The sequence below is a fragment of the Brevundimonas subvibrioides ATCC 15264 genome, from assembly GCF_000144605.1.
Taxonomy (GTDB): domain Bacteria; phylum Pseudomonadota; class Alphaproteobacteria; order Caulobacterales; family Caulobacteraceae; genus Brevundimonas; species Brevundimonas subvibrioides.
The window spans coordinates 975,567-989,596 of sequence record NC_014375.1; the positions used below are offsets into that span (position 1 = coordinate 975,567).

Consider the following 14,030-nt stretch of genomic DNA (forward strand, 5'->3'; position numbering starts at 1 on the left):
GGTTGCCTGCCGCGCGGCCGTCACGCGTAGGCGTAGGGACCCCCGCGCTCCAGCGCGCGCTGATAGGCCGGCCGCGCATGGATGGTGCTGAGGAAGGCCGTCAGCCGGGGCTTGTCCGGGCCATAGGGCGCGCGGCTGGCCCCGGCCTCCAGCGGAAAGCTCATCATGATGTCCGCCGCGCTGAAGCTGTCGCCCGCGAACCAGGCGGACTTGCCCAGTTCGGCCTCCCAGTATGTCGTGTGGCTGGCGATCTGGGGATCGATGAACCCCGTCTGCGCCTTGTTCGAGATCGCCTTGACCAGCGGCCGGATCAGGCCGGGCGACCGCGTCGGCAGGGCCCCGAAAACCAGCTTCAGCAGCAGGGGCGTCATGGCCGACCCCTCCGCATAGTGCAGCCAGTAGGTGAAGCGGCGACCGTCGGGCGTGCCGGGCGCAGGCTTCAGACCCCGTCCCGGATAGGCCTCGAGCAGATACTCCACGATGGCGCCCGTCTCGGCCACGACAATGTCGCCGTCCTGGATCACCGGCGACTTGCCCAGGGGGTGGATGGCGCGAAGCTCGGGCGGGGCCAGCATCGTCTTCGCGTCCCGCTCGTAGCGTTTCACCTCATAGGGCAGGCCCATCTCCTCCAGCAGCCACAGCACGCGCTGGGAGCGGGAGTTGTTCAGGTGATGGACGATGATCATGGCACGGCTCCGCTGGCTACGGCTTCACCATAGCCGCCTTGACGTGACGGAGCGCAAGCCCGGCGTCAGGACGGGCGTCCGCTCCAGCGCTTGCGCGGATGGGCCTGGCCCTGGGTCTGCCGCGCGCCCGGCTTCATCGTCGGTGCCACGCCGGTCCGGCGGCTCTGCCACAGCTCATAGGCCAGTGTGGCCAAGGCCAGCTTGCCGGCGTGCCGTCCGGCGAAGCGGCGGCCCCCTTGCGACAGCAGAAGACCGCCCAGGGCGGTGGCGATACGGGATAGGGCCATGGTCGTTCTCCTCGGTTCGGCATCAGAACGGTCATCTGCGGCTCAGGTTCACCGGCGTTGAAACCCTGCGCGCTTTCGCCCACACCATGACCCATGAGCACGTCCGAACCCCGCCTCACCAGTCTCGCCCACGGCGGCGGATGCGGCTGCAAGCTGTCCCCCGGCGTCCTGCGCGACATCCTGGCCGGAATGCCGCAGGCGGCTGCCTTCGCCAATCTGATGGTCGGGACCGAGACCAGCGACGACGCGGCCGTTTGGCGGCTGAACGACACCCAGGCGCTGGTGGCGACCACGGACTTCTTCATGCCGGTGGTGGACGATCCCTTCGAGTTCGGCCGGATCGCCGCCACCAACGCCCTGTCCGACGTCTACGCCATGGGCGGGCGGCCGATCCTGGCCCTGGCCCTGGTCGGGATGCCGGTGAACCTCCTGTCCACGGACACGATCGGCCGGATCCTCGCGGGCGGAGCGAGCGTCTGCGCCGACGCCGGGATCCCCGTGGCGGGGGGCCATTCGATCGACAGCGTCGAGCCGATCTACGGCCTCGTCGCGCTCGGCCTCGTCCACCCCGACCGGGTGCGGACCAATCGGGGCGCACAGGCGGGCGATGTCCTGATCCTGACCAAGGGTCTGGGCGTGGGGGTGCTCAGCGCGGCGCTGAAACAGGAACGGCTGGACGACGCGGGCTATGCGACGATGATCGGCTCGACGACGCAGCTGAACGCGGTCGGGGCCGATCTGGCCGATGTCGACGCGGTGCATGCCATGACCGACGTCACGGGGTTCGGCCTGCTCGGCCATGCGCTGGAGATGGCGCGCGGGTCGGGACTGGCTGTCGACATCCAGGCCGATGCAGTGCCGCTGCTGGACGGGGTCGAGGGGCTGGCCCGTGACGGCGTTCGGACGGGGGCGTCCGGCCGCAACTGGAACAGCTACAGCGCGGGCGTGTCGCTGCCGCACGGCTTCGACGGCTGGCGGCGGGACCTGCTGACGGACCCCCAGACCTCGGGCGGCCTGCTGGTCGCCGTGGCCCCGGACGCGGCCGGTCGGGTCCTCGACCAGGTCCGGGCGGCGGGCTTCACCCGGGCGGCGATCGTCGGGCGGGTGGTCGAGGGCGCCGGGGTGCAGGTCGTTTGATCCGGCGCACGACCGATCTGTCGGCCGCCGCCTGCGCAGGCTTCGACGCCATCATCGACGTGCGCAGCCCGGCCGAGTTCGCGCAGGACCACATCCCCGGGGCCATCAACCTGCCGGTGCTGGACGACGCCGAACGGGCCGAGATCGGGACCATCTATGTCCAGTCATCCAAATTCCTGGCCCGGCGCATCGGCGCGGCGAAGGTGGCCCGCAACATCGCCGCCCATCTGGACGGGCCCCTGAAGGATCGCGACGGCAGCTTCCGCCCCTTGGTCCACTGCTGGCGCGGCGGGCAGCGGTCGGGAGCCATGGCGGCGGTGATGGACCAGATCGGCTGGCCGGTCACGGTGCTGGACGGCGGCTACATGACCTGGCGGCGCGGGGTCCAGGCGGCGCTGTACGGCGACGGGACGGGGCTGGACGTGGTCCTGCTGGATGGCGGGACCGGCTCCGGCAAGACGGCGCTCTTGGCCCGGCTGGCGGATCGCGGAGTCCAGGTCGTCGATCTGGAGGGCCTGGCCGCCCACCGCGGCTCCCTGTTCGGCGCGCTGAAGGACCGTCCCCAGCCGTCGCAGAAACTGTTCGAGAGCCGCCTGTTCGAGGCGCTGGAGGGGCTCGACCCGGACCGGCCCGTCGTGGTCGAGGCCGAGAGCAGCCGCGTCGGCGCGCGCACCGTCCCGCCCGCCCTGTGGGCCGCCATGGGCCGGGCGAGCGTGATCGAACTGTCGGCCCCGGTGGAGGCCCGCGCCGCCTTCTCCGCCCGGGTCTATGCCGACATCGCGGCGGATGCCGACGCTCTGGAGACCGCGCTTACCCGCCTGCCGCCGCACCATTCGAAGGAGACCGTCGCCGCCTGGAAAGCCATGGCCCGCGAGCGCGCGTTCGCGCCCCTCGCCGCCGCCCTGATCGCCGACCACTACGACCCCGCCTACCGCCGCATGTCGGCGCGGCGGGCCCGACCCCTGCTGGGGCGGGTGGAGATGGTGGATGTGTCGGATGGGGAGCTTGAGCGGGCGGCGGGGATGGTGGCCGCCACCCTCTCCCGGCGGGAGAGGGCTTGAGCGCCCGAGAGCCGCAGGCGAGCGGACTTGCGCGAAAGGGTGAGGGGCGGATCTGGCCTTCGGCGTGAGCCGTCGCACGAGACACGGTTCACGCCGACTTCAGTGGGAGCCCCTCACCCTTTCGGCCAAGGCGCATCGCTGCGCTCTTCGAGCCTCAAGCCCTCTCCCGCCGGGAGAGGGAGAGCAGATCGACGATCTTCTCCGCCGCCACCGCCGCCCCGTCCTCCTGCGCCGCGACCCCACCCAGCCGCGCCGCCGTCTCCACCCCCGTCGGATCCCTCAGCAGCCGCTCCAGCGCCGCCGCGACCCGCCTGCCCCGATAGCCGCCCCGGCCCAGGCTCGCGCCGATCCCGAGACGAACCACCCGCGCGGCGTTGTCGAACTGGTCGCCCAGATAGGGCACGACCAGCTGGGGCCGCCCGGCGCGCAGCGCCTGCTGAGTGGTGCCCACCCCGCCCTGGTGGACGACCGCGGCGGCGCGCGGAAACAGCAGGGAGAAGGGGGCGTAGGGCAGGGCGATCGCGTCCGGGCCGTCGGCCACCGAGGCGTCGCCCTCCGGCCCGACCAGCAGCACGGCGCGCCGACCCAGCCGACGCGCGGCCACAAGGCTCTGCGCGTAGAAGTCGCCGGGATCGTTGACCACCGCGCTGCCCAGGGTGAACACAAGCGGCGCGGGGCCGGCGGCCAGGAAGGCGGACAGGGGCGGGGACAGGGCGACCGGTCCGCCCGCCTCGCTGTCGTAGTGCGCCGGACCGACCACGGCGAAGCCCTCGGGCGCATCTGGCTGGGCCGGGCTCAGCAGGGGCGAATACAGGCCCAGCGACAGGTCACGCCCCTCCAGTCCGTCCAGCAGCAGATTGCGCTCCTCGGGCGGGAGGTCGAGGGCCGCGCGGATCGCATCGACGCGGCCGGTCCAGCGGGCGGTGGTCGCGCGGGCGGCCGCGATGGTCAGCCGGTTCAGGGCCAGGCCGAGCCCTGCGCGCGCCGGACGCAGCCAGGGTGCGGTGGGCAGCCGGGGCGGGTCATAGGCCGAGAAGACGATCGCCGGCTGCAGCGCCACCGGCACGAACGGCACCCCCAGGCGCTCGGCCGCCATCGCCGCGCCGGCTGCGAAGGTCGACCCCACGATGGCGGACGCCCCCTCCGCCACCCGGATCGTCTCCCGCGCCGCGGCCTCGAGATGGGGCAGCAGCAGCTTTTCGAACAGGAAGACGGTGGACCGCCCGATCGCGCGGGTCAGCGCCACCCGGTCCAGCCCGGTCCGGGCTTCCAGCTCCGCCAGCGTCGGCCCGACGGAATGGAACACCAGTCCCTCGGCCCGCACCTTGTCGGCATACTCGGGCGAGGAGGCGATCTCGGCCTGAAATCCGCGGGCCCGCAGCGCCAGACCCAGCGCGATGAAGGGGTGCAGGTCCCCGAGCGATCCGGCGGTGGCGAGGACGATGCGGCGAGGAGGCATGGGCCGGCCCTAGCACGCGCGCGACGCACGGCACCACCGCGAGGGAGACAAGACCAAACCCTGTGCTAGCGTCCCCTCATGACCCGATCCCGTACCCGTGCCGTCCTGACCTCCCTCAGCCTGTGGGTGCTGATCGCCCTGGTGGGGGGCGTGGCCGCGGGCGCGGCGGCGCAGGCATACGGCATCCCAGGCGGGACGGGGACCATCGCGGTCGTCGATGCCCTGGGACAGCTGTGGCTCAATGCGCTGCGGATGACGATCATCCCCCTGGTGTTCAGCCTGCTGGTCACCGGCATCGCCTCCATCGCCGATGCGGCCGCGTCGGGGCGGCTGGCGCTGAAGGCGGTGCTGGTGTTCGCGGCCCTGCTCATCTTCGCCACGGTGTACGCCGTCGCCGCCTCCTTGGGGCTGTACGCCCTCTGGCCGATCGACCCTGTCGGGGCCCAGGCCCTGATCGCCGGGGCCCCGCCCGAGGCGGCGCGAGAGGTCGCCGGCAACGTCACCGGCGGCGGGTTCGAGGCCTTCCTGACGGGCCTCGCCCCGTCCAATCCGATCAAGGCCGCGGCCGACGACGCCATCCTGGCCATCGTGGTCTTCGCGATCGCGTTTGGGTTCGCCACCACCAAGCTGCCCGAACGCCTGCGCCAGCCCGTCGCCGTCTTCTTCGAGGCCGTGGCCCAGACCATGATCGTCATCGTCCAGTGGGTGCTGGCCGTCGCTCCCCTCGGAGTCTTCGCCCTGGCCATGGGCGTAGGCCTGCGGGCAGGGCTCGGCGCGGCGGGCGTGCTCGGCCACTACATCGCCCTGGTGGTGCTCAGCCTGATCGGGCTGATCCTGCTGACCTATGTCATCGCCGTGGTCTTCGGCCGGATCAGCCTGTCGCGGTTCGCCTCGGCCGTCGCCCCGGCCCAGGTCGTGGCCTTCTCGACCCAGTCGTCCCTCGCCTGTCTGCCCGTCATGGTGGAGCGGGCGACGACGCGGCTGGGGGTCTCGGCCCCGACCGCGGGTCTGGTCCTGCCGCTGGCGGTCGCGGTCTTCCGCATCACCTCGACCGTCGCCAACCTGGCCGTCGCCATTTATTGCGCGAAGCTGTTCGGCGTCGACCTGTCGCCCCAGGTCCTCCTGGCCGGCAGCGTCGCCGCCCTGGCCATCAGCGTCGGCACCGTCGGCCTGCCGGGCCAGGTCAGCTTCTTCGCCTCCATCGGCCCCATCTGCCTGGCCATGGGCATCCCCTTGCAGGTCCTGCCCCTGCTGCTGGCGGTCGAGGTCGTGCCCGACATCTTCCGCACCGTCGGCAACGTCACCGCCGACCTGGCGGCGGCGCGGATCGTGGAGGGCCGCGACGCAACCGCGGACCCCGACGCGGCCTCGGGCATCTGATCGCCGTCCGGGTCGCGCCCCGGCGCCGGCGGATGAACCTGCCCGGCCCCGCAGGACGCACGCCGGCTTACGGCCCCGTGCGCCCCATGCCATAAGGCCCGAACCACAACGACGGGGGCGTGAGATGCGGAAACGGCTGAAGGGATCGGCCCCGGCGCGCCGCCCCGATGCGCCCCTGCGGGCGGCCGAGACCGAGCTGATCTGCCATGTGCGCGACGGCTGGACCCCGCGCATCGCGCCCGCCTCGCCGCGCCGCGACTGGATGAACGCCACGCCTGACAGCTTCGCCTATCGCTGCCTGCCCCTGGCCGTCGCCAACACACACGGCTGGGACGTGTTGAGTCCCTGCGGGTTCAAGGCGCGCTGGCATGGCGGCGACCACGTCGGCGCGGTCGAGATCGTGCTGGATGACGGCGTCGACCCGGCCAAGGCACCGACCTCCCTGTTCGGCAGTGGCACGCTGACGTTTCACGTCGACGGTATCTTCCGCACGTCCGAGGGCTGGAACCTGTGGGTCGGCGGCCCGCCCAACGCCATGAAGGACGGCATCGCCCCGATAAGCGGCGTGATCGAGACCGACTGGTCGCCCTACACCTTCACCATGAACTGGCGCTTCACCCGGCCCGACGTCTGGATCCGGTTCGAGGAGAACGAGCCCTTCTGCTTCTTCTTCCCCACCCCGCGCGGCGTGCTGGAGCGGCTCAAGCCCGAACTGCGCCCGATGGAGGACGACCCGGAGCTGCTGGCCTCCTTCGACGCCTGGCGACAGGCGCGGCTGGACTTCCAGGACTGGGTCAAGCGGACCCAGCCAAAGACTCCTGCCGACCAGTGGCAGAAGCTCTACTACCGGGGCCTGCATCCCGACGGCACGCCCGGCCCCGCCGACCACGAGTCCAAACTGCGCCTCTCCCCCTTCCGCCAGACCGGCTCGCGCCGCGTCTGTCCCGCGGGACGGGGGGAGGGAGAGAAGGGGTAGGGCGGCGAGGCCGGAAGCGGCCGTGGGCAGGGTCCGCCAAGGGTGGAAAGCGGACGCTGGCGGGGGCGTCTCCTCCCCGTCGCCGCTTGGCGATGGGGAGGGGGACCGCGAAGCGGTGGAGGGGTTCTGGGCCCCGCAACAGTGCCTCGGGTGAAGAGCCCCTCCGTCACGGCGCAAGCGCGCCGTGCCACCTCCCCATCGCTTCGCGACAGGGAGGAGACCCCCCGCGATCGTCTCCAGAGGGTCGAGAGCGGACCGTCAGCAAAGGGAGGGAAGCGGACTTCCGTTAGATGCAAATCCCTTGGATCAAGCAGCCATACATTGCGAGTGCGGCGGTCGCTACGGGCGTAAAGCTCAGCCCCAGAAGCGTGATGCCCACTACCATTGCCGTGGCGACGACGGCGATCACCCGATGGTGCAATGGACGCTTCATCTACGCAGGGTGCCCCACCAAGCCTATGTCCACAACGTGTCGGGAACGGTTGTTCACTCACTCGCCGAAGGCGGACGTTCCTGATGACACGCCGGGCGGTCTGCCGACGCGGCCGTCAGTGAGCGAGACCGACTGCATCCACCGTGGTCGCAGGCGAACGATCCGGCAGCGACGCGCCGCCGCCGCGCAGGGGGAAGGTCAGGGCGACAGACAGTCCGCCCGGATCCCAGTCCATACGCACCTTGCCGTTCAACTGCTGCGCAAGGCTGGCGGTCAGTTTTGAACCGAAACCCGTGGTGCCGGGGGCGACCACGGCCGGGCCTCCGGTCTCTCGCCAGCCCAGATGGATCAGCCCGTCGCGCACCACCCAGTCGATCGTGACCTTGCCGCCCTCCTGGCTGCAGGCGCCGTATTTGTTCGCGTTCGTGGCCAGTTCATGCATCACCATGCTGACCGGCTGGACCTGATCGGCGGCAAGGACGACCTCGGGTCCGTCGAGGGCGACATTCAGGTCCGGGCAGAGCGACAGCACCGCGTCGCGCACCACATCCACAAGGATGCCGTCCTCCCAGCGACGACTGGCCAAGGAGGTCTGGGCGCGGGCCAGGGCGTTGATCCGCCCGGAAAGCGCCGCCTTGTAGCTCTGGACATCCGGTGCCGGCGTCAGCTGTGCCAGGGACTGAACAATGGCCAGCACGTTGCGCGCCCGGTGATCGACCTCGCGCATCAGCAGGTTGCGCGCCGCCTCGCTGCGCTTGTCGGCCGAGATGTCGCGCACCTCGATGATGGTGCCCACGACCCGCGACCCGTCGTCGTGAACCGGGCTCGCCGTATAGGCGACCGGGTAGAAGGTCCCGTCCTTCCGGACAAAGACCTCCTCGCCCTGTTCCCGGGCGTTCTCGGGAAAGGCGCGGTCGATCGCGCATTCCGACATGGGGTAGGGCGATCCGTCCGGTCGGGTGTGATGGATCACGTCGTGCAGGGGGCGACCGATGGTCTCGTCAAACGCAAAGCCGGTCAGCTCTTCGGCCGCCCTGTTCATGAAGGCGCAGTGGTGGCGCTCGTCGATCAGGAAGACGGCCATGGTGGTGTTGGCCAGAATGGCGTCCAGCCGGCCGGACGCCCTTCGCAAGGCGGCTTCCGATGCCCGGTTGACGGTCGTGTCCTGAATGGCGGCGTAGAAGACCCTGTCGCCCTGCTCGTCGAACAGCTGCAGCTTGACGGCCACGTTGTACAAGGTCCCGTCCTTGCGCTGGTGCACCGTGTCGAAGTCCAGACGTTCGATCCGCCCGGACTGCAACGGTTCCAGCAGCTGAAGAAAGGCGTCGCGCGTGATCTCCGGCTTGAGGTCCCACGGCGTCAGTTCGCCCAGTTCCTGCATGGAATAGCCCAGGTTCTCGCGCGCGCCCTTGTTCACGAGCCGGAAGCGAAAATCTTCGGCCGAGAAGACATAGACTTCGCTGGCCGCCTCCTCGACGATGCGGCCGAGGCGGGCACTGCTGACCCCTGTACTGCTGAACATTCTGGGATTCCGGTCCGGATGACCACGGGCGCAGCGAGACCGTAGTCAACGGTCCCCCACGTGGCAACGGCGTTACGCTACCCCCGATCTGGCGGCGGCGTGGATCGGAGGACGGGCGCGCATGCGGCGGACGCTCGCGTGGGCGATGTCCCTGACCGCCAGGCATGGGCAGGGAGGCCAGCAGACCGTCAGTCAGCGCCTTCAGACGCCGAAACGGCCCGGCGTCACGTGACGCCGGGCCGCTGGAAGAGATCACGACGCCCGATCACGAGAGATCGGACGGCCGTCGCCTAGCGATAGAGCGCGCGTTCCCGGGCGATCTGATCGGTCGAATAGGGCTGGGCGTCGGCATCGAAGCGTGACCAGCCCGCCTGGCGATAGGCCTCGCCGCGCGTCGAGGCGTCGAAGCCGCGCTGGCCGTTCAGAATGGCTTCCAGGCGATCCTTCTCGTCGCCATCGGCCTTGATGCTCACCAGGGTCCCGCCGCGACGGACGCCTTCGGAATAGACGTTGGCTTCATCGTCGCTGTGGCCCGCTTCCTTGAGCGCGCCGAGCAGTCCGCCGGTGGCACCGCCCGCAGCCGCGCCGACCGCCGCGCCGACCGCCGTCGACGCCAGCCAGCCGGCGGCGACAACGGGTCCGAGGCCCGGGATGGCGAGCATGCCCAGACCGGCCAGCACGCCTGCGCCGGCGCCCAGCAGGCCGCCGGTGGTCGCGCCCTTGCCGGCACCGTCGGCGACGTCATTCTCGCCATCGCCGTTGCGATCGCCCAGCGGGCCGGCCGAGCCGCCCTTGTCGCCCGAATGCCAGTTGTCGGCATTGTTCGAGACGATGCTGATCTTGTCGTGGGAAACCCCGGCGGCCTCGAGTTCGGCGACGGCCTGGAGGGCTTCGGTATGGCTGTCGAACAGCCGTGTGACGGTGGCCATGAGTGGCTCCTTGAATACTGTTACTGGGTAGGGGGTGCGCGCGCCTTACGAGGCCGAGACGACGCCCTTGTAATCGACCGATACGGTCGTGGCGGCTCCGCCCGACTTCGAGGCCTGGCCCATCCAGATGCCTTGGGCATCCTGGGTCAGGGGTCCCGAGACGGTATAGCCCTGCTTCTCGATCGCTTCCCTGGCCTGGCCCTCGGTGAAGGAGTTGGCGCCCGGCGTCACGGCCGCCTTCTCCGAGGTGTCCTGGGTGTCGATGGCAGGGTTGGCGGGGGCTTCGGCGGTGGAGACCGCAGGACCCTCGACGGGCGCCTCGGCCGTGTCGCTGTTTCCGCAAGCGGTCAGCAGGATGGATGTCGCCGACAGGGCGACGATGGTTCTCAACATGGATGCATTCCCTTCCAAGGTTGCCCCAGTCGAAGCCGATTGGCCGTCGGTTCGTTCCGAAAGGCCAAGGTTGATGCCACCGGAAAACCGGAAGCGGGCGCGCGTCCGGCCGCCTGCGTCGAACCCAGCCTCCGGCTCCGGCGGCCCCCGACTGGTCGAAATCCTCGGCAAGTGGCCGGCCCTGAAATCCGCGCCGATCCCGTCGCTTCAGGCCCCGGTCAGGGCGTGCGCCGCCGCGGAAGGCTTTCGGCGGCCCGCACCATCTGCACGAAGGCCGCGCGGTCGCCATAAGGGTCCTCCCCCCGCACGCCCTGGGCCAGATCCAGGATGGCGGCGGTGTCGAAGTCCGCGCCCATCCACGGATCGCCGCGCAGCCTCTGGCCGAAGCCGGCGACGGCCATGGCCCACCGCGTCGCCTCGGGAAGACGGGCGGATCCGGGCCCGTCCGTGGTGCCGGAGATCGGCTGCTGGATCAGGCGCGACGTCGGCTGGCCCGGCAGCTTGTAGCGGACCTGCACGAAGCCGATCTCGCCGGTCGGGTCGCCCCCGGCATCGCCCGCGCGGTTGGCCTCGTAGCGGCGCTCGGGGATCTGGCTGGCCCCGCCGACGGGGGTGATCTCGTACAGGGCGGTGACGCTGGCCCCGGATCCGACCTCTCCGGCGTCGATGGCGTCGTTCGCGAAATCCTCCTCGTTCAGCAGTCGGGTCTCATAGCCGATCAGCCGGTATTCGCTGACCCGGGCCGGGTTGAACTCGACCTGGATCTTGACGTCGTCGGCGATGGGAAAGGCCCCGCGATCGAAGGCCGGACCGAACAGGCACCGCGCCTCGTCCAGGTCGTCGACATAGGCGGCGACGCCATTGCCCGCCTGGGCGATCGTCTGCATCCGGGCGTCCTGATAGTTGCCGCGCCCGAAGCCATAGACCGACAGATAGATGCCGGTGCCGCGCTTGTCGGCGACATAGTCCTCCAGCCGCCTGTCGTCGGTGACGCCCACGTTGAAGTCGCCGTCGGTGAACATCAGGATCCGGTTGACCTTGTCGGGACTGAAGGCGGCCTCGGCCTGCTCATAGGCGTTGACCATCCCCTGGGCCCCCGCGGTCGATCCGCCGGCGTTCAGCGCGGCCACGGCGCAGCGCAGCTTCAGCTTCTCCGACCCCGGCGTCGGTCCCACCGCCGTGCCGACGTCGGAGGCGTAGTAGGTCACCGCGACCCGGTCCTCGGGGCGCAGCCTGTCGATGATCAGGTTCATCGTCTGCTGCGCCAGACCCAGCTTGTCCGGCGACTGCATGGAGCCCGACACATCGACCATGAAGGTCAGGTTCAGCGGCCGGCGCTCGCCGGCGGGCAGCTCATAGCCCTGCAGCCCGATGTGGACGATCTGGCGCCCTCCGGCTCCGGCGTTGGCGGACCAGGGCGAGGCCGCCACCGCGGTCGACACGGCGAAGGGTTCGTCCGCGCGACCCGGCCGAGCGTACCCGTAGTCGAAGTAATTGATCATCTCCTCGACCCGGACGGCGTCACGGGGCGGTGTCTGGCCTTCGGAGATGAAACGTCGGACGTTGGCATAGGCGGCGGTGTCGACGTCGATCGAGAAGGTGGACACCGGTTCGTCCGCCACGCGCCGGACGGGGTTGGGCGTGGCGTCCGGATAGCGTTCGGTGTCGACGCGCGTGCCGGGCCGGCCCGGCACGACCACGCCGTCCACGGTCGTCTGGCCGGCGGCATTCGTGACGACGACAGGCGGTCGCACGAGCGCGGCAGGCGCGGGAGGCGGAGGTGGAGGCGGAGGGGGCGGCGGGGGCGGTGCCCCGTATGCGACGCGATCCTCCTTCGTTGTCGGCTGGATGGGCAGGGTGACCGGGGGTGGCGGGGCATAGGCACCGGTTCTCGTCCCGCTCAGGATGATCTCGTCCACCCGGCTGTCGTCTCTCAGGGGAATGCCGACGGCCGCGCACGCCGCGGCACTGACCGCGCCATCGCCGGGCGCATACGCCGGACGGACCTGGGGGCTCGGGCCGGCGGTACCGATCGGCGTCGCGAGGCTCAACCCCACGACCGCGGCCACCCCCTGTTTCAGCATGGTGACCAGCATCGCGTCCTCCCGGGGTTATGTCTCGTTGACCCCAGAGACGGACTGCCGTTCGGCAAAACTATGGCGTGTATCGACCCGGGATAAGGCGTGGCGGACTGTGTCTTCCAGGTCGCGGATCGGCCTGCGCGCGGCGGCCCCGGAAAGCGGACTCTCTGAAGGTCCGCTATGGGTGGAAAGCGGACGTTGCGTTGCGCAACTTCGATGGCTCTAAAGGCATGATGTCAGAGCAATGGTTTCATATCGTCGCCCGCGACAAGCCCGGGCTCTTGATAGCGATGATGCGAGAGTTGGCTGGCGGAGCGTACATCTCCTTTGAGGGAGACCTGCAAGGCATCGACTGGAACGGGGTGAGCGGAGTGGAGGAAGGTGAAACCTCCCTTCGACGGCAGACCTTGACCCCTGAACTCGACTTCGTGGTTCTGCCGCTGACAGCGGAAACACAGCCTCTAATTTGGGAAACGGTGTCCAAGGTTGACCACTTGGCCCACGACGGCATCATTCACACTCAAATCGAGAAAGAAGGGAGACTCGCCTTCGGCGCGTATGACAACTTCCACGCAGACTGCGTTACCGCCAGCGACGCAGTACCGCGAAGCCTGCTTGAGGTTCTAAAGAGCAGCGGCGTCATCCGGTCGTATGAAGCATCAGTGGATACTGAGAGGTAGCTAATATCTGCTATGGGTCGGGACCGGTCATAGCCTTCCAGGCGAAAGCGGACCTTCGCTCTCAGGTCGTGATTGCCGCGACTTGCTTAATCGACGCAACGACTCCACTGCCGCTCTTCGCCATGAATGTCGTTTGAAACTCGACGTCGCGGCGACCACTCACCGAAAGGCGAACGATGTCGCCCAACGGTCCAGCGCGACCTAAATCGATGGCAGCAGTAATGTCTTTGACTGGGACGGATTGGAGATACGCCCAGTAAATGAAGAGACGCCCGCCAGAAATGTATAGGGCTCCGGGACGGGTGACGAAATTCCAGATGTTCCAACCCCAAAGCGGCAAAACCGCAGTAAGAATGACACTCGACGAAACCAGCAGGAACCTGGCGGTTTCCGGCGAGAACCGACGTCCCTGATAGTCATCTAGGGCGGGCAACAGCGTCCATGTGAGCACGGCGGCTGCGGTCGCCACCCCGCACACCCCCAGCACTTTTAAAGCTGAGAACCGCGCCAAAATCTGAACGTCGGGGGACGTGTTCATGTATGTCATGCCGGGTTTTGTCCCACGACAAAATCAATGTCCGTAATGGGTCGAGAGCGGTCATCGGCGTTGACGCGTAAACTAGACCCCTCACCGCGCGGACCACCTTGGCTCGTCGAGGGCCGCGGCGTCGCGCAGCAGGGCGTGGGCGTCGTTCGTCTTCGACCCCAGGCTCGTCATGGGCTGCGGAGCAACACCCACACGATCGCCGCGACCACCACCAGATGCAGCCTGATCACCATGCCCAGACGGGTGCGGAACGGCGCCTTGTGGGTCTTGTGGCGCAGAAGGTGCTGGCCCAGCCAGGCTCCGAACCCGCCGAACATCGCCGCCCACAACAGCACCCGTTCCGGCGTGCGCCGGACCCCGGCCACGGCCGCCCGCTTGTCGATCCAGAACCGCAGGAAGGCGTTGGCATTGGCCAGGGCCAGAACGATCAGGAACAGATCGATCCGGCCCAGCCCCATC

General features: G+C 69.4%; 14 protein-coding genes. 5 read left to right on the forward strand and 9 right to left on the reverse strand.

Annotation, left to right across the window (positions count from 1 at the left end):
• Positions 1-20: 20 nt before the first annotated feature.
• Together BRESU_RS04900 and BRESU_RS04905 are read right to left on the reverse strand one after the other, a co-directional pair.
• Complete coding sequence (locus BRESU_RS04900) at positions 21-686, reverse strand: glutathione S-transferase family protein (protein ID WP_013268400.1); 666 nt, start codon at positions 684-686, stop codon at positions 21-23.
• 65 nt (positions 687-751) lie between these two features.
• Positions 752-973, reverse strand: coding sequence for a hypothetical protein (locus BRESU_RS04905; protein ID WP_013268401.1), 222 nt, complete (start codon positions 971-973; stop codon positions 752-754).
• 93 nt (positions 974-1,066) lie between these two features.
• Here BRESU_RS04905 and selD point away from each other — a divergent pair, with 93 nt between their 5' ends.
• A complete protein-coding gene (gene selD / locus BRESU_RS04910; protein ID WP_013268402.1) occupies positions 1,067-2,110 on the forward strand; it encodes a selenide, water dikinase SelD in 1,044 nt (347 codons plus the stop codon).
• A complete protein-coding gene (gene mnmH / locus BRESU_RS04915) occupies positions 2,107-3,171 on the forward strand; it encodes a tRNA 2-selenouridine(34) synthase MnmH (protein ID WP_013268403.1) in 1,065 nt (354 codons plus the stop codon). Before selD ends, mnmH begins: the two co-directional genes overlap by 4 nt.
• A gap of 154 nt (positions 3,172-3,325) precedes the next feature.
• Here the strand turns inward: mnmH and BRESU_RS04920 are convergent, their stop codons facing one another.
• The gene (locus BRESU_RS04920) at positions 3,326-4,630 is read right to left on the reverse strand and encodes a glycosyltransferase (RefSeq protein ID WP_013268404.1); all 1,305 of its coding nucleotides are present in this window, start codon (positions 4,628-4,630) and stop codon (positions 3,326-3,328) included.
• Between the two features lie 78 nt (positions 4,631-4,708).
• Between BRESU_RS04920 and BRESU_RS04925 the strand changes: the two genes are divergently transcribed.
• On the forward strand, positions 4,709-6,010 hold the full coding sequence (locus BRESU_RS04925; protein WP_013268405.1) for a dicarboxylate/amino acid:cation symporter: 1,302 nt from the start codon (positions 4,709-4,711) through the stop codon (positions 6,008-6,010).
• Positions 6,011-6,134: 124 nt separating this feature from the next.
• A complete protein-coding gene (locus BRESU_RS04930; protein ID WP_013268406.1) occupies positions 6,135-6,986 on the forward strand; it encodes a DUF6065 family protein in 852 nt (283 codons plus the stop codon).
• 548 nt (positions 6,987-7,534) lie between these two features.
• Here BRESU_RS04930 and BRESU_RS04935 read toward each other — a convergent pair.
• The 4 genes from BRESU_RS04935 to BRESU_RS04950 all read right to left on the reverse strand — a co-directional run bounded on the left by BRESU_RS04935 (position 7,535) and on the right by BRESU_RS04950 (position 12,359).
• Positions 7,535-8,941: a PAS domain S-box protein gene (locus tag BRESU_RS04935; RefSeq protein WP_013268407.1), complete on the reverse strand. Its 1,407-nt coding sequence runs from the start codon at positions 8,939-8,941 to the stop codon at positions 7,535-7,537.
• A 290-nt stretch (positions 8,942-9,231) separates the two neighbouring features.
• Positions 9,232-9,870, reverse strand: coding sequence for a hypothetical protein (locus tag BRESU_RS04940; RefSeq protein ID WP_013268408.1), 639 nt, complete (start codon positions 9,868-9,870; stop codon positions 9,232-9,234).
• Positions 9,871-9,915: 45 nt separating this feature from the next.
• Positions 9,916-10,263, reverse strand: a complete 348-nt coding sequence (locus BRESU_RS04945; protein WP_013268409.1) for a hypothetical protein — start codon at positions 10,261-10,263, stop codon at positions 9,916-9,918.
• A gap of 218 nt (positions 10,264-10,481) precedes the next feature.
• A complete protein-coding gene (locus BRESU_RS04950; protein ID WP_013268410.1) occupies positions 10,482-12,359 on the reverse strand; it encodes a vWA domain-containing protein in 1,878 nt (625 codons plus the stop codon).
• A 188-nt stretch (positions 12,360-12,547) separates the two neighbouring features.
• Here BRESU_RS04950 and BRESU_RS04955 point away from each other — a divergent pair, with 188 nt between their 5' ends.
• Positions 12,548-13,024, forward strand: a complete 477-nt coding sequence (locus BRESU_RS04955) for a hypothetical protein (RefSeq protein WP_156796112.1) — start codon at positions 12,548-12,550, stop codon at positions 13,022-13,024.
• A gap of 61 nt (positions 13,025-13,085) precedes the next feature.
• Here BRESU_RS04955 and BRESU_RS04960 read toward each other — a convergent pair whose 3' ends face one another.
• Together BRESU_RS04960 and BRESU_RS04965 are read right to left on the reverse strand one after the other, a co-directional pair.
• Positions 13,086-13,562 (reverse strand): hypothetical protein, encoded by a 477-nt coding sequence (locus BRESU_RS04960; RefSeq protein ID WP_156796113.1) that lies wholly within the window; start codon positions 13,560-13,562, stop codon positions 13,086-13,088.
• 176 nt (positions 13,563-13,738) lie between these two features.
• Positions 13,739-14,029 carry a DUF1294 domain-containing protein gene (locus BRESU_RS04965; RefSeq protein ID WP_013268412.1) on the reverse strand — a complete coding sequence of 97 codons (291 nt, stop codon included), beginning with the start codon at positions 14,027-14,029 and terminating at the stop codon, positions 13,739-13,741.
• Position 14,030: the final 1 nt, after the last annotated feature.

What these genes read in the sequence shown, in the direction of transcription:
- BRESU_RS04935 (WP_013268407.1), bottom strand. Translation starts at nt 8,941, where the DNA reads ATGTTCAGCAGTACAGGGGTCAGCAGTGCCCGCCTCGGCCGCATCGTC.
- BRESU_RS04960 (WP_156796113.1), bottom strand. Translation starts at nt 13,562, where the DNA reads ATGAACACGTCCCCCGACGTTCAGATTTTGGCGCGGTTCTCAGCTTTA.
- BRESU_RS04925 (WP_013268405.1), top strand. Translation starts at nt 4,709, where the DNA reads ATGACCCGATCCCGTACCCGTGCCGTCCTGACCTCCCTCAGCCTGTGG.
- BRESU_RS04950 (WP_013268410.1), bottom strand. Translation starts at nt 12,359, where the DNA reads ATGCTGGTCACCATGCTGAAACAGGGGGTGGCCGCGGTCGTGGGGTTG.
- BRESU_RS04945 (WP_013268409.1), bottom strand. Translation starts at nt 10,263, where the DNA reads ATGTTGAGAACCATCGTCGCCCTGTCGGCGACATCCATCCTGCTGACC.
- BRESU_RS04920 (WP_013268404.1), bottom strand. Translation starts at nt 4,630, where the DNA reads ATGCCTCCTCGCCGCATCGTCCTCGCCACCGCCGGATCGCTCGGGGAC.
- BRESU_RS04940 (WP_013268408.1), bottom strand. Translation starts at nt 9,870, where the DNA reads ATGGCCACCGTCACACGGCTGTTCGACAGCCATACCGAAGCCCTCCAG.
- BRESU_RS04900 (WP_013268400.1), bottom strand. Translation starts at nt 686, where the DNA reads ATGATCATCGTCCATCACCTGAACAACTCCCGCTCCCAGCGCGTGCTG.
- BRESU_RS04905 (WP_013268401.1), bottom strand. Translation starts at nt 973, where the DNA reads ATGGCCCTATCCCGTATCGCCACCGCCCTGGGCGGTCTTCTGCTGTCG.
- BRESU_RS04965 (WP_013268412.1), bottom strand. Translation starts at nt 14,029, where the DNA reads ATGGGGCTGGGCCGGATCGATCTGTTCCTGATCGTTCTGGCCCTGGCC.
- BRESU_RS04930 (WP_013268406.1), top strand. Translation starts at nt 6,135, where the DNA reads ATGCGGAAACGGCTGAAGGGATCGGCCCCGGCGCGCCGCCCCGATGCG.
- selD (WP_013268402.1), top strand. Translation starts at nt 1,067, where the DNA reads ATGAGCACGTCCGAACCCCGCCTCACCAGTCTCGCCCACGGCGGCGGA.